The 21,542-nt window shown below is 71.4% G+C and carries 17 protein-coding genes; 7 read left to right on the top strand and 10 right to left on the bottom strand.

Annotated features, from left to right (window positions below):
- Nucleotides 1-207: 207 nt before the first annotated feature.
- On the top strand, nt 208-2,223 hold the full coding sequence (locus tag ACIOEW_RS09345; RefSeq protein WP_401962866.1) for an FAD-dependent oxidoreductase: 2,016 nt from the start codon (nt 208-210) through the stop codon (nt 2,221-2,223).
- Between the two features lie 60 nt (nt 2,224-2,283).
- Nucleotides 2,284-2,835, top strand: a complete 552-nt coding sequence (locus ACIOEW_RS09340) for a PadR family transcriptional regulator (RefSeq protein WP_401962863.1) — start codon at nt 2,284-2,286, stop codon at nt 2,833-2,835.
- Between the two features lie 95 nt (nt 2,836-2,930).
- Here the strand turns inward: ACIOEW_RS09340 and ACIOEW_RS09335 are convergent, their stop codons facing one another.
- Together ACIOEW_RS09335 and ACIOEW_RS09330 are read right to left on the bottom strand one after the other, a co-directional pair.
- A complete protein-coding gene (locus ACIOEW_RS09335; RefSeq protein WP_401962860.1) occupies nt 2,931-3,890 on the bottom strand; it encodes a hypothetical protein in 960 nt (319 codons plus the stop codon).
- On the bottom strand, nt 3,887-4,723 hold the full coding sequence (locus tag ACIOEW_RS09330; protein ID WP_401962986.1) for a phosphatase PAP2 family protein: 837 nt from the start codon (nt 4,721-4,723) through the stop codon (nt 3,887-3,889). Before ACIOEW_RS09330 ends, ACIOEW_RS09335 begins: the two co-directional genes overlap by 4 nt.
- 166 nt (nt 4,724-4,889) lie before the next feature.
- On the opposite strand from ACIOEW_RS09330, the gene ACIOEW_RS09325 reads away from it, so the two are divergent.
- The 3 genes from ACIOEW_RS09325 (at nt 4,890) to ACIOEW_RS09315 (ending at nt 7,657) form a co-directional block, all read left to right on the top strand.
- The gene (locus ACIOEW_RS09325; RefSeq protein ID WP_401962857.1) at nt 4,890-5,519 is read left to right on the top strand and encodes a TetR/AcrR family transcriptional regulator; all 630 of its coding nucleotides are present in this window, start codon (nt 4,890-4,892) and stop codon (nt 5,517-5,519) included.
- Between the two features lie 228 nt (nt 5,520-5,747).
- Nucleotides 5,748-6,761 carry an SPFH domain-containing protein gene (locus ACIOEW_RS09320; protein ID WP_362542171.1) on the top strand — a complete coding sequence of 338 codons (1,014 nt, stop codon included), beginning with the start codon at nt 5,748-5,750 and terminating at the stop codon, nt 6,759-6,761.
- Nucleotides 6,758-7,657 (top strand): hypothetical protein, encoded by a 900-nt coding sequence (locus ACIOEW_RS09315; RefSeq protein ID WP_401962855.1) that lies wholly within the window; start codon nt 6,758-6,760, stop codon nt 7,655-7,657. Before ACIOEW_RS09320 ends, ACIOEW_RS09315 begins: the two co-directional genes overlap by 4 nt.
- Nucleotides 7,658-7,694: 37 nt before the next feature.
- On the opposite strand, the gene ACIOEW_RS09310 is transcribed toward ACIOEW_RS09315, so the two are convergent.
- On the bottom strand, nt 7,695-8,030 hold the full coding sequence (locus ACIOEW_RS09310) for a hypothetical protein (protein WP_401962852.1): 336 nt from the start codon (nt 8,028-8,030) through the stop codon (nt 7,695-7,697).
- A gap of 117 nt (nt 8,031-8,147) precedes the next feature.
- Between ACIOEW_RS09310 and ACIOEW_RS09305 the strand changes: the two genes are divergently transcribed.
- Both ACIOEW_RS09305 and ACIOEW_RS09300 read left to right on the top strand, forming a co-directional pair.
- Nucleotides 8,148-8,651: an NUDIX domain-containing protein gene (locus ACIOEW_RS09305; RefSeq protein WP_362541453.1), complete on the top strand. Its 504-nt coding sequence runs from the start codon at nt 8,148-8,150 to the stop codon at nt 8,649-8,651.
- A gap of 56 nt (nt 8,652-8,707) precedes the next feature.
- Nucleotides 8,708-9,199, top strand: a complete 492-nt coding sequence (locus ACIOEW_RS09300) for an FBP domain-containing protein (RefSeq protein WP_362541455.1) — start codon at nt 8,708-8,710, stop codon at nt 9,197-9,199.
- A 62-nt stretch (nt 9,200-9,261) separates the two neighbouring features.
- Here the strand turns inward: ACIOEW_RS09300 and ACIOEW_RS09295 are convergent, their stop codons facing one another.
- The 7 genes from ACIOEW_RS09295 to ACIOEW_RS09265 all read right to left on the bottom strand — a co-directional run bounded on the left by ACIOEW_RS09295 (nt 9,262) and on the right by ACIOEW_RS09265 (nt 21,470).
- Nucleotides 9,262-12,765: a beta-galactosidase gene (locus ACIOEW_RS09295; protein ID WP_401962848.1), complete on the bottom strand. Its 3,504-nt coding sequence runs from the start codon at nt 12,763-12,765 to the stop codon at nt 9,262-9,264.
- 107 nt (nt 12,766-12,872) lie between these two features.
- Complete coding sequence (locus ACIOEW_RS09290) at nt 12,873-14,792, bottom strand: beta-N-acetylglucosaminidase domain-containing protein (RefSeq protein WP_401962983.1); 1,920 nt, start codon at nt 14,790-14,792, stop codon at nt 12,873-12,875.
- A gap of 250 nt (nt 14,793-15,042) precedes the next feature.
- Nucleotides 15,043-17,319, bottom strand: coding sequence for a DUF4838 domain-containing protein (locus ACIOEW_RS09285; protein ID WP_401962845.1), 2,277 nt, complete (start codon nt 17,317-17,319; stop codon nt 15,043-15,045).
- On the bottom strand, nt 17,316-18,344 hold the full coding sequence (locus ACIOEW_RS09280; protein WP_401962842.1) for an aliphatic sulfonate ABC transporter substrate-binding protein: 1,029 nt from the start codon (nt 18,342-18,344) through the stop codon (nt 17,316-17,318). The genes ACIOEW_RS09285 and ACIOEW_RS09280 overlap by 4 nt, the downstream gene beginning before the upstream one ends.
- On the bottom strand, nt 18,341-19,123 hold the full coding sequence (locus ACIOEW_RS09275; RefSeq protein ID WP_401962840.1) for an ABC transporter ATP-binding protein: 783 nt from the start codon (nt 19,121-19,123) through the stop codon (nt 18,341-18,343). Before ACIOEW_RS09275 ends, ACIOEW_RS09280 begins: the two co-directional genes overlap by 4 nt.
- 2 nt (nt 19,124-19,125) lie before the next feature.
- Nucleotides 19,126-19,986 (bottom strand): ABC transporter permease, encoded by an 861-nt coding sequence (locus ACIOEW_RS09270; RefSeq protein ID WP_401962837.1) that lies wholly within the window; start codon nt 19,984-19,986, stop codon nt 19,126-19,128.
- Nucleotides 19,983-21,470 carry a sulfatase-like hydrolase/transferase gene (locus tag ACIOEW_RS09265; protein WP_401962835.1) on the bottom strand — a complete coding sequence of 496 codons (1,488 nt, stop codon included), beginning with the start codon at nt 21,468-21,470 and terminating at the stop codon, nt 19,983-19,985. The genes ACIOEW_RS09270 and ACIOEW_RS09265 overlap by 4 nt, the downstream gene beginning before the upstream one ends.
- Nucleotides 21,471-21,542 lie beyond the last annotated feature (72 nt).

Genomic DNA, 21,542 nt, shown 5'->3' with positions numbered 1-21,542 from the left:
CGGCCGGAAGACGGGGGCCCGGGTGCGGTACGGAACCACTCTCCGCGCCCTGGCATCCCGACGGTTCCCGTTGTTACGCCGTCCGAGGACGCCCGGGCGGCACGTGACCCGTGACACAGTGCGACGAACGCCATTGTGCAACTTGTTGCACAATGGCGTTTCGGTGCTCTAGAACTGGCGTACCGACACTGCGCGAGGAGCCGCCGCATGAGCCCGTACCCGCACCTGCTGAACCCGCTCGACCTCGGGTTCACCACCCTCCCCAACCGGGTGCTGATGGGGTCGATGCACATCGGCCTGGAAGAGGTCGAGAACGGCTTCGAGCGCATGGCCGCCTTCTACGCCGCCCGCGCCCGCGGCGGGGTGGGCCTCATGGTCACCGGTGGCATAGCGCCGAACGACGCCGGCTGCACGTTCCCCGGCGGCGCCAAGATGACCACCGAGGCGGAGGCGGCACAGCACGCCCGGGTGACGTCGGCCGTGCACGCGGCGGGCGGCCGGATCGCCATGCAGATCCTGCACTTCGGGCGCTACGCGCACCACCCCGGCCTGGTGGCGCCGAGCGCGATCCAGGCGCCGATCAGTGGGTTCGTCCCGCATGCCCTGACCGACGCCGAGGTCGAGTCGACCATCGAGGACTTCGTCACCGCGGCCGCGCTGGCACAGAGCGCGGGGTACGACGGCGTCGAGATCATGGGCTCCGAGGGGTACCTGATCAACGAGTTCATCGCCTCCGCGACCAATCACCGCGAGGACCGCTGGGGCGGCTCGTACGAGAACCGCATCCGCTTCCCCGTCGAGATCGTGCGCCGGGTCCGTGAGCGCGTCGGCAGCGACTTCATCCTGATCTACCGGCTCTCGATGCTGGACCTGGTGCCCGGCGGGTCCTCGCTGGAGGAGGTCGTGCAGCTCGCCCGGGAGATCGAGGCGGCCGGGGCGACCATCATCAACACCGGTATCGGCTGGCACGAGGCCCGTATCCCCACCATCGCGACGTCGGTTCCGCGCGGCGCCTTCACCTGGGTCACCGAGAAGGTGCGCGGCGCGGTCTCCGTACCGCTGGTGACGAGCAACCGCATCAACACCCCCGAGGTCGCCGAGCAGATCCTGGCGGCGGGCCGCGCGGACATGGTGTCGATGGCCCGGCCGTTCCTCGCGGACCCGGACTTCGTCGCGAAGGCGAGCGAGGGCCGCGCGGACGCGATCAACACCTGCATCGGCTGCAACCAGGCCTGTCTGGACCACATCTTCAGCGGCCAGGTCACCTCCTGCCTGGTCAACCCGCGCGCCTGCCACGAGACGGAACTCGTCCTGTCGCCGACGCGCACCCGTAAGCGCGTCGCGGTCGTCGGTGCCGGTCCGGCCGGACTCGCCTGCGCCGTGACGGCCGCCGAGCGCGGTCACGAGGTGACGCTCTTCGACGCGGCCGACGAGATCGGCGGCCAGCTCAACGTGGCGCGCCGGGTGCCGGGCAAGGAGGAGTTCAACGAGACGCTGCGCTACTTCCGCACCCGGCTGGCTGAGGAGAAGGTCGAGCTCCGGCTGGGCACCCCGGTCGGCGCCGGGGAGCTCGGCGGATTCGACGAGGTCGTCCTGGCGACCGGGGTCACGCCCCGCACACCGGCGATCCCGGGCGTGGAGCACCCGAGCGTGGTCAGCTACCTCGACGTACTGCGGCACGGGGCGCCGGTGGGCGACCGGGTGGCGCTGGTCGGCGCGGGCGGGATCGGCTTCGACGTGGCCGAGTTCCTGACCGACGGCGGGGACGCGGCGAGCCTGGACCCGGAGGCGTTCTTCCGGCAGTGGGGCGTCGACACCGAGTACCGCGAGCGGGGCGGACTCGGCACCGCCGAGCACCCGAAGTCGTCGCGCACCGTACATCTGCTCCAGCGCAAGGCGAGCAAGGTGGGCGCCGGTCTCGGCAAGACGACGGGCTGGATCCACCGCACCGAGCTCCGGCACCGCGGCGTCACCATGATCGCGGGAGTCGGCTACGACCGGATCGACGACGACGGGCTCCACGTCACGGTCGACGGCGAACAGCATCTGCTGCCGGTCGACACGATCGTGCTCTGCGCGGGCCAGGAGCCCCGCCGGGAGCTGTACGAGGAGCTGCTCGCCGCGGGCCGCCCCGCGCATCTGATCGGTGGCGCCGACGTCGCGGCCGAGCTGGACGCCAAGCGGGCGATCCGCCAGGGCACGGAACTCGCCGCCTCGCTCTGACCGGGGCCCGGAGGGCCGGACCGCTCGTCCGGCCCTGCGGCCGTCCTTAGGATGCACCCCATGTCACTCCCGCACGCGATCCTCACCGCCCTGCTCGAAAAGCCTTCGTCGGGGCTGGAGCTGACCCGCAGGTTCGACCGGTCGATCGGCTACTTCTGGTCGGCCACGCACCAGCAGATCTACCGCGAGCTGGGAAAGCTGGAGCACGCCGGGCAGATCAGGGCACTGGCACCGGCCCAGCCGGCCCGGGGGCAGAAGAAGGAGTACGAGGTGCTGCCCGCGGGCCGCGAGGCGCTGTCCGCCTGGGTGGCCCGCCCGGAGGACCCGAAGCAGATCCGCGATCCGCTGCTGTTGCGGATGCGCGCGGCAGCGGTCGTCGGTGCGCCCGGTCTCGACGCGGAACTGCGCCGCCACCTCGGCCTGCACCGGCGCCGACTCGCGGAGTATCTGGAGATCGAGGAGCGGGACTTCCCGCCCGGGCGCGATGCCGCGGAGGACCGGCTGCGCCATCTCGTGCTGCGCGGCGGCATCGATCTGGAGAACTTCTGGATCGGCTGGCTGACCCGGGCACTGGACGAGGACGCCGGCGCCGCGGCATCCGCTCTCGGTTAGGGCCTCTCGCCCGGATCCTGCCGGGCTCGCGGGCTGAGCCGGACGAAAGACCCCGAGTGCCGGTGGTCCGGTGGGGCGGACACCGGGAAGGGCCGTTACGAGCGGCCGGCCCGGATCCGCCGCAGATGTCCGTGTGCCGGGCGGAGTGTGGCCTGCGGGCTCCTGATGACCACCCTCGACGGGGTGCTCGGGGCCGGTCCGGCCACGGCCGCCCCGGCGGCAGGTGCGGTCTGCGCCTGGGCGCGGCTGAGCAGGATCACTCCGCGTACGGCCGCCGCCGTGCCCAGCAGGGCCGGGATCAGGCTGATCGTTCCGCCCTGGAGCCGCTCCCCCAGCAGAGCCAGGCCGATGGCCGCCGCGGCGACCGGGTTGGCCAGGGTGACGACGGCGAGCGGTGCGCCGAGGCCGCCCCGGTAGGCGGTCTGCGAGAGCAGCAGTCCGCCCATCGCGAAGGCCGACACGAGCACCGCGACGACCACCAGACGCCAGCTGAACAGCGGGCCGGTGGTGTGGTCGGTGACGGCGACCGTCAGCGTCTGGGTGAGCGCGGAGGCGACACCGGAGGTGATGCCGGAGGCCGCCGCGTGCCGTAGTCCCGGGCGGGCGCCCGGCCGGCTGAGACCGGCGACGACGGCCATGGTCCCCGCGCCTACGGCCAGAGCCTCGGTCAGGCTCAGCGTCTCGTGCGGGGCGGAGCCGCCCGCGGTCATCAGCAGGGCTCCCAGGCCCAGCAGGGTCAGGAACGTGCCGCGCCACTCGGTCGTCGAGACCTTTCGGCCCGCGGCCCGGGCGCCCAGCGGTACGGCGGCGACCAGGGTGAGCGCGCCGAGCGGCTGGACGAGGGTCAGCGGGCCGTACTTCAGCGCGGCGACGTGCAGCAGGGCGCCGCCGGCGTTCAGCCCGACGGCCGACCACCACGCGCCGCTGCCGAGCAGTCGGAGCGTTCCGGTGCCCGGCGCGGTGCGTCCCGCGAGCCGCGCCTGCGCCACCGCGGCCGACGCGTAGGCGGCGGCGGAGACGAGTGACAGCGCGACGGCGACCAGGGCGGCGTTCATCGGCCGGTCCCGGAGGAGGCGTAGGAACGGTCGGAGCCGTAAGGCGTGGCGACTGCGTGGGCCGGTGCGCCGGCCACGGAAGGCCACGGCAGGGGTGCCCTGACCGGTTGCGCGCGCGGCAGCCGCAGCGCGGCGAACGCGACCGAGAGCAGCGCGCCGACCACGATCGAGTCCAGCCAGTAGTGGTTGGCGGTGCCGACTATGACGAGCAGCGTGATCGCCGGGTGCAGCAGCCACAGCCAGCGCCACCGCGAGCGGGTGGCGACGACGAGGCCGACGCCGACCATGACCGCCCAGCCGAAGTGCAGTGAGGGCATGGCGGCGAACTGGTTCGCCATCGAGTCGGTGGCGGGCGTCGCCCCGTACACGGTCGGTCCGTAGACCTGGCCGGTGTCGACGAGGCCGGTTGCGGCGAGCAGCCGCGGCGGGGCGAGCGGGAAGAGCAGATGCAGGGCCAGCGCGGCGCCGGTGAGCACGGCGAGGATGCGGCGCGACCAGACGTAGTGGCGCGGGCGGCGCCAGTACAGCCAGGCGAGGAAGAGCAGGGTGGCCGGGAAGTGCACGGTCGCGTAGTAGGTGTTCGCCAGGTGGATGAGCGTCTCGTCATGGAGCAGCAGAGTCTGCACGGCGCCCTCGCCGGGCAGGTGCACGGCGCGTTCGAGATCCCATACGCGCCCGGCGTTGTGGAACGCCTCGTCGACGTGACCGTTGGCCGCCTGGCGGCCGAACTTGTAGACGACGAAGAGTCCTACGACGAGAAGAAGCTCGCGGACGAGGGGCGGTCGGGCAGAAGTGTCCGGCTCCCGATCGGCGGGCCTGCTACCGGCGAACATCACCCGGTGCCCCTTTGCTGACGAAGCGGTGTTGCGGCGGCGTGGACGGATTCCACGCCGTATCGATACGCCAGTGTACCGATACGTGAACGTATCGGTACACCCGCGTATCGGTACACTGGTGTATCGATGGACCTCGTCGCAGAGTCGCAGAGAGGGAAAGCGCATGTCGCCGCTGGAAACGGAGCCGGAGCAGGCCACCGCGTCGCGCCGCTCGAAGATCACGCCGGAGCGGGCCCAGGAGCTCTACACGGCCGTGCTCGACATGCTGAGGGAGAGCGGCTACGAGTCGCTCACCATGGAAGGCGTCGCCTCCCGGTCCCGCTGCGGCAAGTCCACGCTCTACCGTCAGTGGGGTTCGAAACCCGAACTGGTCGTCGCCGCACTGCACGGAACCCGGCGCGGACTGCTCGGCCGGATCGACACCGGCACACTGGCCGGGGACCTGCGTGAAGCGGCGCGCGCCATCGGCGAGGGATCCGGGCGCGACACACCCCTGATGCTGGCCCTGAGCCATGCCGCGCTGCAGAGCCCCGAGCTGCTGTGCGCACTGCGCGAGTCGCTGATCCTGCCCGAACTGGCGGCGATCGACGCCATGGTCGCGCGCGGCGTCGAGCGCGGCGAGGTGGCCGCGGACAACCCGGCCACGGAGTTCGTCTCCGCGCAGCTGCTGGGCGTGGTGCGCGCCCGCCCGCTGCTGGATTGCACCTACGCGGACGAGACGTTCCTCATCCGCTTCGTGGAAGGTGCCGTCTTTCCCGCACTCGGCCTGGACGCCCACGCGTCCGGGTCCTGACAGACGTGGGCCGTCGCTCCAGCGGATGACGACGGCCCGCCCGCGCCGCACCGTGGGGACGGGGGCGGCGCACAACCCGGCCGGCCGCGTTCTCCGCCGGGAAGGGGGGTCCCGCGGGACCCGGGAACCATGGCCCCCGGACCCCGCCACTCCCATCCCTTTTCGTCCTCTTGACGATATGCAGTCATGACCATTATCGTCCCCATGACGAGAACGAGGGGGCCCATCATGGCCGACATCACCCGGCGCTTCGGCTGGCGCCATCTGCGCTCCGCGCCCACCGCCCACATCCGCCACCACAAGCGCGGCGTGCTCGCCCACGACGGGGCGGGGCTGAGCTTCTGGTACCGGTCGCTGAGCGCCGCGCTCTCCGAAGTGCCGGTCAACGACCGCGAACTGGCCATGGCGTTCCACGCCCGCACCGCCGACTTCCAGGACGTCACCGTCCAGGCGACCGTGACGTACCGGATCAGCGATCCGGCCGAGGCGGCCGCACGCCTCGACTTCTCCGTCGATCCCGACACCGGCGCCTGGCGCGGTGCGCCGCTGGAGCAGATCGCGACGCTGCTCACCGAGACGGCCCAGCAGCACACCCTGGACGTCCTGGCCCGGACCCCGCTCGCCGGTGCGCTCGTGGACGGTGTCGCCGCGGTACGCGAACGCGTGGCGACCGGCCTCGCAGGCGAGCCCCGGCTGCCCGCCACCGGCATCGACGTGGTGGCCGTGCGCGTCGTCGCGATCCGCCCCGAGGCCGAGGTGGAGCGGGCCCTGCGCACCCCCGCCCGCGAGCAGATCCAGCAGGAGGCGGACCGGGCCACCTACGAACGCCGGGCCGTGGCCGTCGAGCGCGAGCGGACGATCGCCGAGAACGAGCTGGCCAGCCAGATCGAGCTCGCCCGCCGCGAGGAGCAGCTGGTCGATCAGCGTGGCACCAACACCCGCCGCGAGGCCGAGGAGCACGCGGCGGCCGACGGTGTGCGCGCCGAGGCGGAGGCGGCCCGCACCGTGCGCCTCGCCCGCGCCGAGGCGGAAGCGGCCCGCGAGGTCGGCGCGGCCCGCGCCGAGTCGCAGGCGGCCTGGCTGCGGGTGCACGCCGAGGCGGACACCGCGACGCTGCACGCGCTGGCCGTGACCCGGCTCGCCGAGAACCTGCCGCGCATCGACAGCCTCACCCTCTCCCCCGACGTCCTCACCGGCCTGCTCGCCAAACTCGGCGGCCCCGCCCCGGAGACCCGGGCGTGAGCCTGGCCCCGCGAGCGGTACTGGTCCACCGCACCACCGAGTACGAGGAGTTGCTGGCCCGGCACGGCACGCACGGGCAGGCCGCGTTCTTCCTCTCCAGCCGGGGCCGGTCCATCGACGAGGTGGCCCGGCGGCACGAGCGGACCCGGCAGGCGCTGGCCGACGTGGCGGCGGCCGTTCCGCTCCAGTGGCGCCGTTCCCGGGTGGAGCGGGCCGATCTGGACCGGTTCCTGTTCGCACCCGAGGACGTGGTGGTCGTGGTCGGCCAGGACGGGCTGGTCGCCAACGCCGCCAAGTACCTCTCCGGCCAGCCGGTCGTGGGCATCGACACCGACCCCGGCCGCAATCCCGGCGTCCTGGTCCGCCACCGGCCGGCCGACGCGGCCGCTCTCCTGCGGGCCGCAGTGGCGCCGGGCGGGCGGGCGGACGAGCTCACCATGGTCGAGGCGGTGGCCGACGACACCCAGCGGCTCCTGGCCCTCAACGAGATCTACCTCGGCCCGTCCGGGCACCAGACGGCGCGCTACCGGCTCGGCGCCGAACCGGCCGGCTCCCCCGCGGAGCCGCAGGCCTCGTCCGGAGTCCTGGTCGGCACGGGGACCGGCGCCACCGGGTGGCTGCGCTCCCTGTGGCAGGAACGCCGCAGCCCGCTCACCCTGCCAGGACCGACCGACCCCCGGCTGCTCTGGTTCGTCCGGGAGGCCTGGCCGTCACCGGCGACCGGCACCTCTCTCGTCTCGGGTGAGCTGGGCCGCGGGCAGGGACTGCGGCTGACCGTCGAGTCCGACCGGCTGGTGGTCTTCGGGGACGGTATGGAGGCGGACGCGCTGGAACTGACGTGGGGCCAGACCGTGCGGCTCGGCATCTCGGCCACCTCGCTGCGGCTGACCGTGTGACCGCCGCCCGGGACGGTGTCCCGGGCGGCAGCGGAGGTCAGCGGACGACGGTCACCGCCGGCGCGTTCCACACCTCCCGGGGCGCGGCGTGGTCCCGGTCACCGCCCGCCTTGTCGAAGACGAAACGGAGTGTGTATGTCCCCGCGGGCGCCGGTGACCCGTCGGCCGGCTTCGCGTCCCAGCTGTAGAACTCGACTCCGGTGCCGGCACCGTCGTGACGACTCACCCAGGACGCGTCGTACGGCTCCGCGATCACCCGGCCCCGGAAGTCGAGTGCCTGTACCCGCATCCGTTCCAGCAGCGGGAAGCCGTGCGACAGCATCAGCCGGGCGGTGTCGTCCGTGGTCGCCTCGTTGGAGAGGCCGACCGTCACGGGCAGCGGGGAAGTCCGGCTACCGGATCGTCCGGGTGCCTGCCGTCGGCGTGCGCGCCGGCACCGCCCGTAGGCTCGACGCCTCGCACCGGTCGCCGAACCTCATGAGGAGCCACCATGGACAGCGCCGAGACGTCCTCGGTCCCCGCACGCAACTCCCGCCCGCCCCTGGCCCAGGCGGCGCTGGGCGTCGGCGTCCTCGTACAGGACGGGCAGGGTCGGATCCTGCTCGGCCGGCACCACAGCGGCACCTGGGAGCTGCCCGGCGGCAAGGTCGACCCGACGCACGAGTCGGTCGCGGCGGCGGCGGTGCGTGAGCTCCGGGAGGAGACGGGGCTGGCGGCCGCCGAGAGCGAGGTGCGCGTCTTCGCGATGCTGCACGACGTGATCCACGGGATCAACCGGGTGACGATGGCCGCGCTGGTATCCGTCGGGGAAGGCACCGCGCAGGTGACCGAACCCCACCTCATCAGTACCTGGCAGTGGACTCGGCCCGAGGAACTGCCGACGCCGCTCTTCGACCCCTCGGCGCAGATCCTCGCGGCCTGGCGCCCCGATCTCGGCATCACGCACCCGCCCGTCCACAGGCTGGACATCGTGACCGAGAGCACACAGGCTTAGGCCTACATCGATTAATCATTTGCCTAGGGATCATAGGCAGAGTTAGCGTCGTCGGTATGAAGGCTGTGACCGAACAGGACATCCGCACATCGTTCGTCAACTGCTCCAAGGGAGAAGCCGGGCGGCTGCCGCTGCCCCGCGATCTCGACGAGCTGCCGTGGGACGATCTCGACTTTCTGGGCTGGCGTGATCTCTCCGCCCCGGGGCGCAGCTACATCGTCACCGAGCGCGAGGGCAGGCTGACCGGGATCTCGCTGCGCTTCCCCTCCCAGCAGCGCGGATTCCTCCACCGGAGTATGTGCTCGCTCTGCCTGACCACGCACCCGGGCAGCGGGGTGTCGCTGATGACCGCTCACAAGGCGGGTCCGGCGGGGCGCGAGGGGAATTCGGTCGGGCTGTACATGTGCACCGACCTGGCCTGCTCGCTCTATGTCCGGGGGAAGAAGGCCGTGGCCCCGGGTGCCCGCTTCAAGGAGTCGCTGACTGTGGAGGAGCAGATCGACCGCATGACGGGCAATCTCTCCGCGTTCGTCGCCAAGCTCTTCTGAGCGGGGCGGGACGGCCGTGCCCGCCCCGACGGTTGTCGGGGCGGGCACGGCATACGGACCGGCTACCGGGCGGTGCGCCGCGCGGCGACCGCCGCGTAGTCCGGCGCCGCGTTCTGCTTACCCGCGACGCCTCCCAGCACGGTGCCCTGGTTCACCAGCTCGACCGCGTCGGGTCCGACACCGCTCTGTTCGGCGGTGACCGCCAGCGCGATGGTGTTGTCGCCCTGCGCCTTCAGGAAACCGGCGGGGATGACGAACTCCTTCTGGGGTCCTACGTTGTTGACGTACTGGCCGGTGTTCCAGCCGTTGACGAAGATCTGGACGCGGTACTTGTCCGCCTTCGCGCTGTCGTCGGTGATCCGCAGACCGACCGCCGTGTCCGCGCCCTTGGGCAGGTTCAGCCGGGCCGTGGTGCGGTACCACCGCACGCCCGGGCGCTCACTCTTGAGCGCGCCGGTGCGCGCCCAGGACGTGTCCGGTGCGCCCGGCAGGTGCCAGCCCATGCGTTCGCCGTACAGCCCTCCGTTGTTGTAGACCCCGCGTGCGGTGTCCACGGGCTTCGGACCGCCGAGGGCGCCCTGGATCCGCCAGTCGGCCTTGCCCGCTCCGGCGATGTCGACGTCGGCCAGACCCCGGCCGCCCTTGGACCGGCCGTCGGAGCTCCAGTCCTCGTACTGGCCCATGTTCCGCACCAGGACCGCCAGTACGGCGGGCTTGCCCGGCTCGGCCAGTCCCGCAGGCACCGTGTGGGTGGCTGTGCCGTCACCCTGGGCGCCGAGGTAGCGGCCGTTCAGCCACACCAGAGCATGGCCGGCGGTACCGGTCTTCACCGTGACCTTGACCGTGCTGCCTTCGGTGGCCGGTGTGTAGTGGCCGCGGTACCAGGTGTCGCCCTCGTGGAATCCGTACTCGTCCGTGTCCAGCACGACACCGGAGACCGCCCCGGGCCCGTGGCGCGGGTTGGCGGCCGTGGTCCGGTCCGCCGCCGTCCAGGCCGAGTCGTCGAACGCTGCCGTCCGTTCGGGATCGGACTCGGCGGTGCGCCAGGTGCCCAGGGCCGGCAGCGACACGTCCGCGGGGCCGGGCAGGTCGGCGACGAGTGCTCCCGCCGCGTCGCGGCTCGTCCTCAGGACCCGGTTGTTCCAGGTGAGGCCGGACACGCCGGTGGGGGCGAAGACACGTACCCGGCCCGCCTCTCGGGTGTCACCGGTCAGGTCGAGCCGGTCCCCGCTGACCTGGGCCGTCCGTGCGAGTTCCGGCCCCAGGACGAGCACGTCGCCGCTCCCCGCGTCGAGCTGCCAGGTGTCCGCGATGCCGTCCCGGTCGGAGATCACGACCGTGAGTACGCGGCCGCCCCCCGAGACGCGCACCGTCCGGGTGCCGTCGTGCACGTAGTTGATCCGCAGGTCCTTGCGCTCCGGGTCCCAGGTGGTCTCCACCGGGGCCCCGTCCAGGGTGGTGACCAGGGGCTTCTCCTCGTAGCGCAGGACGGTCTCGCCATCCGTGCCCTTCGCCCCGTCGAGGACGAGCAGATCGCCTCCGGCGTTCAGCTGGGTGAGCACCTGGGAGGTGGAGTAGACGAGCCGGTGCGGTCCGAAGGCGTAGTCCGCCACAAGGGTGGCGGCGTCACGCCCGTCCACGGTGACCGCTGTGCCCTGCTTCTGCGGGACACGGGGGTAGGCGGCGTCGCCCGGGGGTGTGCCGGGCTCCGTGCTCGGATGCGTGTCGATGGCGTCGACGGAGACGAACGTTCCCTGAGAGGCGGCCGTGCCCTTCTCGCCCGTGACGACGATCTTGAGCGTGTGCGAGCCCGCACCGAGGTCGTTCGCCTCGTACAGCACCCGCTGGAAGGCGGGTGACGCGGCGTAGCTGTCGACCGTCGCCTTCTTGACGCCGTCGACGTACACGTCCGCGGTGCCGTGGTTGGAGGAGTCCGGCCCGATCCAGCGCACGGCCGGTCCGTCGAAGGTGGCTTCGACGCTGTCGCCGGCCACCGAGGAGAACGTCTCGTCGTCCTTGTAGTCGCCGCCGGTCCACGACTGGCCGGACGCGTGGTCCCAGGAGCCGGTGAATTTCAGCGCTCCGGTGTCCGAGTCGTTCCAGGCGTACGAGGGGTCCTCCGGCGGAACGGGAGGGGTGGCCAGGTCCAGAGGAAACGTGACACGGCTGGTGGTGGTGTCGTTGGAATCGGGGTGGCGCAGCGTGATCAGCCGCATGCCGTTGCCCGAGACGGACGTGTCGCCCGCCTCCTCGGTGGACAGGCGCTGCTGGGCCCTGACGGGGCCGCCGCCCGCGACGGTGACCGGCGGGGCGGTGACGGCCTGGGCGGAGGCGATCGGCTTCACGGCGTTCTGCAGGTAGCCGAATTCCTTCTGGACGGCGAGCTTCGGGGTGATCGCGCGGTTCTCTGCGATCGCCGCCCCGTAGTCGTAGGAGGTGAATCCGGAGCCGGGGTCGCCGGTCCAGCCCCAGTTGGTGCCGCCGTACTCCATGTAGGAGTTGAACAGGGTGGCGCCGTTGGCGAGGTTGTTCACGGCGAACTGGCGGGTGAAGGCGGCATCCGTGAACTTCGCGCACTCGTTCGTCTGGAAGTCCCGGCCCCAGGCGGTGAACGCACCGCCCTGCCCCTCGGCGATGAAGACGGGCGTACGGGGCGAGTAGCCGCGCACCCGGGACTCGTAGTCCTTCAGCTGTCCCCGGCCGCCCGCGCAGTCGAAGCCCAGCGGATACGTGTCGAAGGCGTAGAGATCCAGTCCGGAGCCACCGGGCCCGCCCGGCACGTTCCAGCCGTGGCCGTCGCCGTAGTCGTTGTGGAACAGCGGGACGGTGATGCCCTGTTCGACGACGGCGCTCTGCAGCTTCTCGATGTAGTCGATGTGCTTGGCCGAGTTGTCGATCTGTTCGTTCTCGACCTGGTAGGCGATGACGCTGCCGCCGCCGTCGGTGATCTGGTGCCTGCCGATGACGGCGTTGACGGCCTTCAGCCACTCCAGGTCGGCCGCCAGATTCTGCGGGTCGGCGGTGCGCTGCTCGCCCGCGTGCGTGCTCATGTACGGCGGCAGGCCGCCCATGCTCACTTCGGCGTTGATGTACGGGCCGGGGCGGGCGATGACGTAGAGCCCCTCCTGTTCGGCCATGGTCAGGAGCCGGTCGATGTCGCGGACACCCGTGAAGTCGTAGGAGCCGGGTTCGCTGGAGTGGTATCCCCAGAAGAAGTACAGCGACACGGCGTTGAACCCCGACGCCTTGAGTTTCTGCAGGACGTCGCGCCACTGGTCGGGGCTCGGCAGCCGCCAGTAGTGGAACTCTCCGGACCACACGACCAGCCGCTCGCCGTCGACCTTGAGCGACTTCTCGTCCCAGGCGACGGTGTGGGGACGGCTGTCGTTGCCGGGGAAGGGCTGGCTGACGGCTGCCGCGGCGGCTGCGGGGGCTCGCGTGTTCCGGTCCGCTGTGTGCGCGGACACCGGCAGGGGTGAGGCGAGGGACAGCGCGAGGCCGGTGGCCAGGCCGCCGACGACGGCCCGGCGTCGTAAGACGCCCGGCCGGTGGGGGTGGTTCGTCATGAACGCCCTTTCGCTGGTGTGCGGATGGTGCGGTTCATCCTTCGTACGGGGCCGGACCGGCCGGCCCCGTACGACGTGACCCTCTTCGCAAGAAGGAGGTGTCCCGGCTACTGCATCCGGCTCGCGGCCTGCGCGAGGAAGGTGTCGAGCACGCCGTCGCCGACCTTGGGCTGGGCACTGCCCCACGAGTTGCGCGGCGGGTCGACCCGCACGGCGCGGGCCTGGTTCTGCAGCCCCTGAGAGGCAGCGAGCAGGCGTGCGGCGGTGTCCTTGTCGCCCGTGCTCCAGGCGTCGAGGGCGTCCAGCATCGTCACCGCGGCGCTGCCCCACAGTGCGGTGGAGTCGAGCCAGGGCGCGGAGTCCGTGACGAATCCGGGCTGGACGGCGCCGTCGCGGATGACCTCGGGAGCGTTCCTGACGGCGTTGGCGTACGGGCGCAGTTCCCCCAGCGCCCCGGTCCGGTCGCCGGCGTCCCAGGAGGTCCAGAACGCCGCTGTACGGCGGGCGAGTTCGGGGGCCTGCGGCTGCCAGGGCGTGGCGCCGAAGGTGGGCGCCATGTGTTCGAGGTCGCCGAGGACCAGCAGGGCCTCCGTCGCCGCCCGGTCGCCGCCCGCGAGGTAGGACATGGCGCGGCGCCACTCGGAGCGTGCGTCGTAGGCCGTGTCGTTCCAGGCGAAGCCCGCCGCCCCGAAGACGGCGACCTTGCTGGCGTACGGCTGGTTCATGGGGTTCGCCACGATGCCGGTGAGGTGCGTGGACAGGCCCGCCTCACGCTTGTCGTACGGTGCGAGGAGCAGCCGCCCGCTGGTGTTCCCGTAGTCGTTGACGGGGTAGTTGTCCCACACGAACACCTTGCGCCCGAACAGCTTCGCCGCTCCTTCCGCCTGCTGGTTGGTGATGCTCGGCGGCACGACGTCGGTGCCGGTCCACATCACCTCGATCGCGGGGTCCAGCGTGGCGCGCAGGGTCTGCTTGTACGCGGTGTCGGTCAGGTCTCCGTATTCGGTCGGCACCATCTGCAGCGGCTGTGCGCCCGGGTGGGTGGCGATGAAGTCGTGCTGCAGGCCGTTGAGGAGGTCGACCTGCGCCTTGGCGGCGGCCTCGCGGCCGGGTTCGCCGAACTTCGCCCGGTCGCCCTCGCAGTTCCAGCGGGTGTAGCTGATGTCGTCCAGCGGGATGGAGAACGCCCGTGTGCCCAGGTCGTACATGGCCTGGAGCTTGGCGTCGAGGTCCTTGCGGTGGGCCGTGTCGGAGTAGCAGATGGACTCGCCCGGGGAGACGGCGAAGGTGAACCGGACGTGGTTGGCGGTGGCCCGCTGCACCAGTTGACCCAGCTCCGCGAGCTTGTCGGCGGGGTAGGGCTCGCGCCACTTTCCGCGGTGGTACGGGTCGTCCTTGGGGGCGTAGATGTACGTGTTGGCCTTCACGTCGCCGTAGAAGTCCATCTGGTCGAGCCGCTCGGCGTGGGTCCAGGGCGTTCCGTAAAAGCCCTCGATGGTGCCGCGCAGCGGCATGGAGGGGAAGTCCGCGGCCTGCGCGCCGGCGATCTTCCAGCCGTTGCCGGCGCGCGTGAACAGCTGGCGCAGCGTCTGCACGGCGTAGAACTGTCCGGCGGCGTCCGTGCCGCCGAGGGCCGCCGACCGGCCGGGCCCGTGCCCGGAGACCCGCAGGGCGTATCCCTCCGCGTGATCGGGAGCCTTCGTGGCGCCGAGTGCGCGGGCGATGTCCGGACGGGTGGCGGATCCCAGCCGCACGGTGAGCAGGCCGGCGGCCGCAGCAGGTAGGTGACCGGGTGTCACGATGTCGACCCGGCGGGCGCCGTGCGCCTTGAGTTCGGCGACGAGACGGTCGAGCGCCGCGGTGTCCGTCGCGTCGTCGGCGACGACGAGCACCCGGCCGGTGACGGTGGCGTCGGATCCGGCGCGGCCGATGGACTGCGGGGCGGGTGAGACCGGCGGGAGGGCGGTGGCGCCGGCACCGGCCGGACCGGCAGGTCGGGCGGCGCCGGCGGGCGATGCCAGGCACATTACGGCGGTTGCCGTGGCCAGCAGGCAGGCGAGCGTGGTCACATCGCGACGTCGCACAGAGTCTCCAAGTGGTCTAAACCAGCGAAGTGTTCAGGAGAATCCCGCACCGAGGCGAGGCCGTCAAGGACTTTCGTTCGATCCTGTTTGGTCTAGACGTTTAATAATGTTGGATACCGGGCGGTCAGTGGGCAGACCGGCCGACCGGATCCGCCGGCCCGGGGCCGCGGAACCGGTCGACCCGCCGCGCAGGTCAGCGGATGTCGACCGCCACCTCCGAGGGGACCAGCCGCGTCCCGTCGGCCAGCCGGAAGTCCAGCGTGATCCGGTGTGTGCCGGGCGCCGCTTCCGCGGTGGCGCGCACGGCCACCCGCTGGGCACCGCCCTGGGTTCCGCGCACCTCGATCGTGCCGTTCGCCGGCTCCAGGAGGACTCCTTCGGGCGCGGTGGCGGACCAGTGGACGGTGTGACCGGTGAAGTCGGCGTCCTGGGCCTCGACATCGAGAGCCACGGAGTCACCGCCCGGTCCGAGCACCAGGGACCCCGGGTTGCCGAAGCCCGCCGCCGGGCTCGCGTAGGCGTCGACGACACCCTGGCGGATGCCCGCGTCGTCGTACGGTGCCTGGCCCTGCGGGCCGTTCCACCGCCACCAGGCCTGCATGTTGGGCAGGCAGATTCCGTTGAACCGGTTGCGGTGCACGAGCGCCCGGTACTCCCGGCGGGCGGCGTCGAGTTCCGCACTGCCCGCCGGCGCCAGACCGATCCTCATGTCGGCCAGGGCGATGTCGATGTTGCGGGTCAGCCGGTCGAGCAGGGTGCGGGGGGCGGCGCCCGTCACCTGCCCGGTGGCCTCCTGGAGTGCCGCACGGGCCTGGGTGTAGCTGGTGGTGAGTACGGCGGGGCCGTGGGTGTCCGGGTCGGAACGCGTCAGGTCGTAGTAGCGACGCATCGCGGCTGCCGCTCCGGTGCCGAAGCGCGCCTGGAGGTACCCGTCGAGGAAGGCACCGGCGTCCAGGGTGCCGTCCCAGGCCAGCGCGGCGAACAGGCTCTGGACGTGTTCGTACGTGATCCAGTCGCCCGGCTCGCTGTACATCCCGTAGCCGTTGAGCCCGAGCCCCGCCTCGAAGCCGACGTCACCCGCGATGGTGGCGAGCGGGTGCACCGGCAGACTGCGCCAGCGGTAGCGCCGGTAGTACTCGTACATCGCCAGCGGGCCCCGGTGCGTCGTGCACCAGGCGCGCAGCGCGTTCGCGAACGACACGTTCGCGCCGATCGCGGGGTCGCCGAGGTGCCCGTCGTAGTTCCGGGAGTACGGGGCGAAGTCCACGATGACCTCGGGGTCGCTCGCGTACTCCGGGTCGGGCGGCCGCACCGTGGAGGCGTACGCGATCCGTTCGACCCGGACCCCGGGCAGCTCCTCCCGCAGAACGCGGACGAGTTCGTTGACCACCACCGACTCCGCGTTGGCGGGGCTGCCGTAGCGGTCGAGAACCGGCTTCTGGAAGGCACCGACGTCCGGCGGCCAGCAGTCGAAGACGGTGATCTCCGGGCGCTCCCGGAGGAAGCCGACGACCTTGGCCACGTACGCGTCCAGGGCCTCGGGGTTGTAGATGTCGAAGAGCGGTCCGCCGGATTCGTAGAACTGCGGGTAGTCGGCCTTCGGCAGGAAGCTGTCGTAGCCGTGGCCGCCGGTCTCGATGCGCAGGGCGCGCTTGCCCGCCTCACTTACCAGTACGTCGCGCACACCGTCGTACGTCGTGACGCCGAGGCCAAGGTAGTCCGCCGGGTGGACGAAGGTGTTCAGCCGGTTCTTCGCCATCCAGTCCAGCAGCGGCGGCAGGCTTGCCGCGGTGTGGCTGAAGCCCTCCTCGGCGTACTGCCGTCGCAGCTGCGAGCCCGGGCGGTCGGTGAGGCGCACGGGCGGGAGGGCAAGGGTGCGGCTGCCCGGTACGTACTCGTGGTGGCCCTCGTACGCGGGAAAGGCGGGGGCGAAGAAGCGCACGCCTGTCCGTTCCAGGAGTGCGTAGACGGCGTACAGCGGCGCCCGGTCACCGCTGCCGGTCAGCAGGAGGCAGGCGTCGTCGCCGAGAAGGGTGAAGGAGTCCTCGGGAGCGCCGGCGAGTTCACGGCCTGCGTCCGCGAGCGTGGCCGCGGGTATGCCGTCCCGTCCGCCGGTCCCGGCGCGCAGCGCCACCAGGCCGGTGGCGCCCTCGGGCAGGGCGGTTCCGGGATCGGGGACGGCGCGCAGCGGGAGGCGGGCGCCGGTGATCCGGTAGAGGTAGTCGCGCAGTTCGGTGGCGGCGAACCGCGCGCTGCCGCCGCCCCACCAGAGCACCGAGGCGCGAGCCCGGCCGCCGGAGGCCACCCGGAGCGGGGCACCGGCCGCCTGTGCGGTGGCTGCCGCCGCCTCGGTGGCGGTGATCCCCGGAAGGAGGGCCGCGCCGGCCAGGCCGGCCGCCCCCACGAGGAGTCCGCGCCGTCTCAGGGCGCTCGATGCGGTGGTGCGGTCTTCGTGCGGGGCGTCGTTCATGAGCGGTCCGCCTTTCCGGCTGCGGCGTAGAGGTCGCCGAGGTAGTAGTCCGATGCCTTGCCCGCCTCGGGCAGCTTCCCCATCCGGTTGAAGACCCCGGCCAGCTCGTCGAACCAGCCGTCGACCGTGCCGTCCTGGGTGAGCTTCGTCAGCTCGGACGAGGGCAGGATCTTCACGTACTTCGTGGAGCCCTTGAGCTGACCGGCCGGCAGCTTCAGGAAGTCCGCGGCCACGGTCTCCGACTCCTCCGGATGCGCCGCGATCCAGTCACCGGCCTCCTTCAGCACGCCGGCCACCTTCTTGACGAGTTCCGGATCGCCCGAGGCCAGCTTCGGCTGGGTGACGAAGACGTTGGGGAAGGTCAGCTTGGGGTAGTAGTCCTGCGTCTCACTGATCTCCTTGAGACCGGGGACGTTCTTCTTCATCGTGTCGATCAGCGGGTACCAGGTGGCGGCCGCGTCGACCTGGCCGGAGGAGAAAGCCGTGACGACGGTCGAGGCGTCCATGGCGACCCTGGTGACGTCGTCCGGCTTCAGACCGGCTTCGTTCAGCGCCAGGTTGAGGATCATGTCGCCGGAGGTGCCTTCGGCTACGGCCACCTTCCTGCCCTTGAGGTCGGCCGGCTTCTCGATGCCGGAGCCGGGCCGGGCGATGACCCGGTCGGCGAGGCCCAGCATGTTGACGGAGACGATGGACGCGCGGCCGGAGGCGGGCAGCCAGAGGGCGCCCGGGCCGAGGTAGCCGAAGTCCAGGCTGCCGGACCCGAGGGCCGTGACCTGGAGCGGCCCGTTGGTGAAGACCTTCAGTTCCGGGGTGACGCCCGCCTTCTTCCACAGCCCCTGCTTCTGGGCGACGGCCAGTGCGACGGAGCCGCTGTAGTCGGCGATGTAACCGAACTTGATCTTCTGCGGTCCGCCACCGGCGGCGTCCGAGGAGTCGTCCCCGCAGGAGGTGGCGGTGGAGACGAGCGCCAGGGCCAGGAGCAGTCCGGCGGTTCGGCGGCGGACGGCGGGGATCGATTTCATGACGGCATTCCTTCGAGCGGGGCGGGCTGGTGGTGGACGGCGTGCCAGACCTGGGTACGCAGTGCGGCGAACTCGGGCGACAGGCGTTGTTCCTCGGTACGCGGATAGGGCAGCGAGACCGGGATGATCGTGTGGATGCGGCCCGGACGGGCCGCCATGACGACGACGCGGTTGGCGAGGAAGACCGCCTCGTCGACGTCGTGGGTGATGAACATGACGGTGCGCCGGTCGCGGCCCCAGGTGTCCAGGAGCGACTCCTGCATCCGGACCCGGGTGAGGGAGTCGAGCGCGCCGAAGGGTTCGTCCATGAGGAGAACCTTGGGGTCCACGGCGTAGGCGCGGGCGATGGCGCAGCGCTGTTTCATGCCGCCGGAGAGTGTCTTGGGCAGGGAGTCGGCGAAGTCGGTGAGGCCGACGAGTTCGATGACCTCGCGGGCCCTGCGCCGGCGCTCCGCCTTCCTGACACCCGCGACCTTGAGTCCGTACTCGACGTTGGCGGTGACGGTCATCCAGGGGAAGAGCGCGTACTGCTGGAAGATGACGCCCCGTTCGGGGGCGGGACCGTGGACGGGTGCGCCGTCGACGGTGACTTCGCCGTCGGTGGCGTCCAGGAGGCCGGCGGCGATGTTCATCAAGGTGCTCTTGCCGCAGCCGGACGGGCCCACGACGGTGACGAACTCGCCGTCGTCGATGTCGAGGCTGACCCGGTCCAGGGCCAGGAATTCGCCGCCCTTGACCGCGAAGTCCCGTGTCACATCGTTGAATTGGATGGTGGGCATGATTACCGCCGTTCCTGCCAGTGAGTGAGCCGGCGCTCGGCGAGAAGGAGCAGCCGGTCCATGGCGAGTCCGATCGCGCCGATCGCGATGAGCTGGACGAAGATGGTCGGCAGGTCGTAGTAGACCTGCGCCTGCTGCATCCGGTAGCCCAGCCCGCCCTGGGCGGCGATGAGTTCGGCGGCGACGACGGTCGCCCAGGAGGCGCCGAGCCCGATCCGCATGCCGACCAGGATGAACGGGGTGGAGGCGGGCACGACGACGCCGAGGAAGACCTGCGGGTCGCGGGCGCCGAGCACCCGGGCCGCGTTGACGAGGGTGACGTCGACGGAGACGACCCCTTGGAAGGTGGAGACGACACAGGACAGGAACGAGGCCAGGAAGATGACGAAGATCTTCGGGGTCTCGTCGATGCCCATGAGGACGATGGCGAGCGGGATGATCGCGAGCGGCGGCACCATGCGGAAGAACTGCAGCCAGGGTTCGATCAGCCTGCGGACGACCGGGTACCAGCCCATGAGGAAGCCGACGGGAATCGCCAGGGCGACACCGAGGACATAGCCGAGGAGTACGCGTTTCAGGCTGGCGCCCGCGTCTTCGAAGAGCGTGCCGTCGGCGATGAGGTCACCTGCGCGGCGGGCCACGGCGACGGGGCCGGGGAAGCCCTCGATGCCGCTGTTGGCGAGCACCACCCAGACCAGCAGCCCCAGCACGGCGGAGGCGAGGCCGAGCAGGGTGTTGGCAACTCGGCCGGTTCCCCGCTTCTTCTTGGTACCGCGCGCGTCCTTCGGGGGCGACGGCTTCGTGCTCCGCGGGCCCGGAGGGCTCGTCCGTTGTTCCTCGACAGCTTCGGTCGGTGTCTTCATGCCACTTCCTCCGCGACGCCGTCGACGTCCGCGGCCCGGTCGCCGCCGATGTCGGCCATGTAGCTCATCCAGGTGTAGGCCGGGTCGCCGCGGCGCAGCAGCTCGCGGTAGAGCCGGACGGTGAGGTCGCGCCGGACCTCCGCGTAGGCGGGCGCTTCGTACACGTTGTGCAGTTCGTGCGGGTCGGTCTCCAGGTCGTACAGCTCGTGCACGCTCTCCGGGTTGTGCACCAGCTTGTGGCGCCGGTCGCGGAGCATGCGCTGGGAGTACGGGAAGTGGTGACCGTGGAACTCGGCGACGATCTCGTCGCGGGTGTCCCCGGAACCGGCCCCGTGCAGCAGGGGCAGCAGGCTGGTGCCGTCGCACAGCTCGGGCACGGGTGCCCCGGCCAGTTCGAGAATGGTCGGGTTGAGGTCGATGAGGGAGGCGAAGTCGTCGCTGACCTGGGCGGGGGCGCCGGGGACTCGGGCGATGCCGGGGATGTTGTAGATGTCCTCGTACATCGCCGGGCCCTTGTCGTTGAGCCGGTGGGCGCCGGTGAACTCGCCGTGGTCGGCGGTGAAGAAGACCGCGGTGTCGTCCCACAGGCCGTGCCCCTTGAGCGCTTCGATCAGCCGGCCGGCCTGGTGGTCGATCATCGTGACGTAGCCCCAGTAGACGGCGATGAGCTTGCGCCAGGCGGCGGCGTCGAAGTCGTCCGAGGACCAGTACGCGCTGTACTGGCGCTGCACCTCGGGCTTCCCGGCGAAGGTCTCGGCCATCGAGGCCGGCAGGGGCACGTCGTCGGGGTCGTACAGGTCGTAGTAGCTGTCCGGGATCAGGTAGGGCAGATGCGGTCCGTACCAGTGGCAGGACAGCATGAACGGTGTGCCGTTCGCCTTCCAGCCGGCGGCGTAGCGGTCGAGCAGGCCGAGCGTGCGGTCGGTGAGGAAGGCCTCGATGGTGGCTTCGGCGGGCTGCTGGAGCCGGCCCGCGATGAGGTGGCCGCGGCCGGTGCCGTTGGCGGCGGTCCCGAAGACGGCCTCGCGTACCGAGAAGGGCGGGAAGCCGTTGTCCTCCAGCCACTTCTCGTACGAGGGGTGGTGTACGGGGTTGAGCGCGCCGGGGAGGTGCTCACCGTCCAGGCCGTAGAACTCCGGGCCGCGCTCACGGCCGATGTGCCACTTTCCGACGTGGCCGACCGAGTAGCCCTGGTCCATCAACTGGCTCCAGAGCATGGGGTCTTCGCCGGAGAGTTCGTCCTTGCTCCCTCCGTTGCGTTCGGGGTTGTTCAGCATGCCGTGGCGAAACGGGTGGAGACCGGTGGCCAGCGAGGCGCGGGCCGGGGTGCAGATCGCGGTCGGGGTGTAGAAGCGGTCGAAGCGGGTTCCCTCGGCCGCAAGGGCGTCCAGGGCCGGGGTGTCGACGAGCGGGTTGCCGTAACAGCCCAGGGTGTCGACCCGGTGCTGGTCGGTCATCAGGAACAGGACGTTGCGCGGGGCCACTCGGTGCCGCCCTTTCGGTGGTCGCTCACGGTGCTGCCGGGGAGCCGGGGGAGCCGGCCGACACGCCGTCAG

The sequence above is a fragment of the Streptomyces sp. NPDC087901 genome, from assembly GCF_044742205.1.
Taxonomy (GTDB): Bacteria; Actinomycetota; Actinomycetes; order Streptomycetales; family Streptomycetaceae; genus Streptomyces.
Note: the sequence above shows the minus strand (reverse complement) of the source record. Positions and strands in the feature narration are given on the sequence as shown.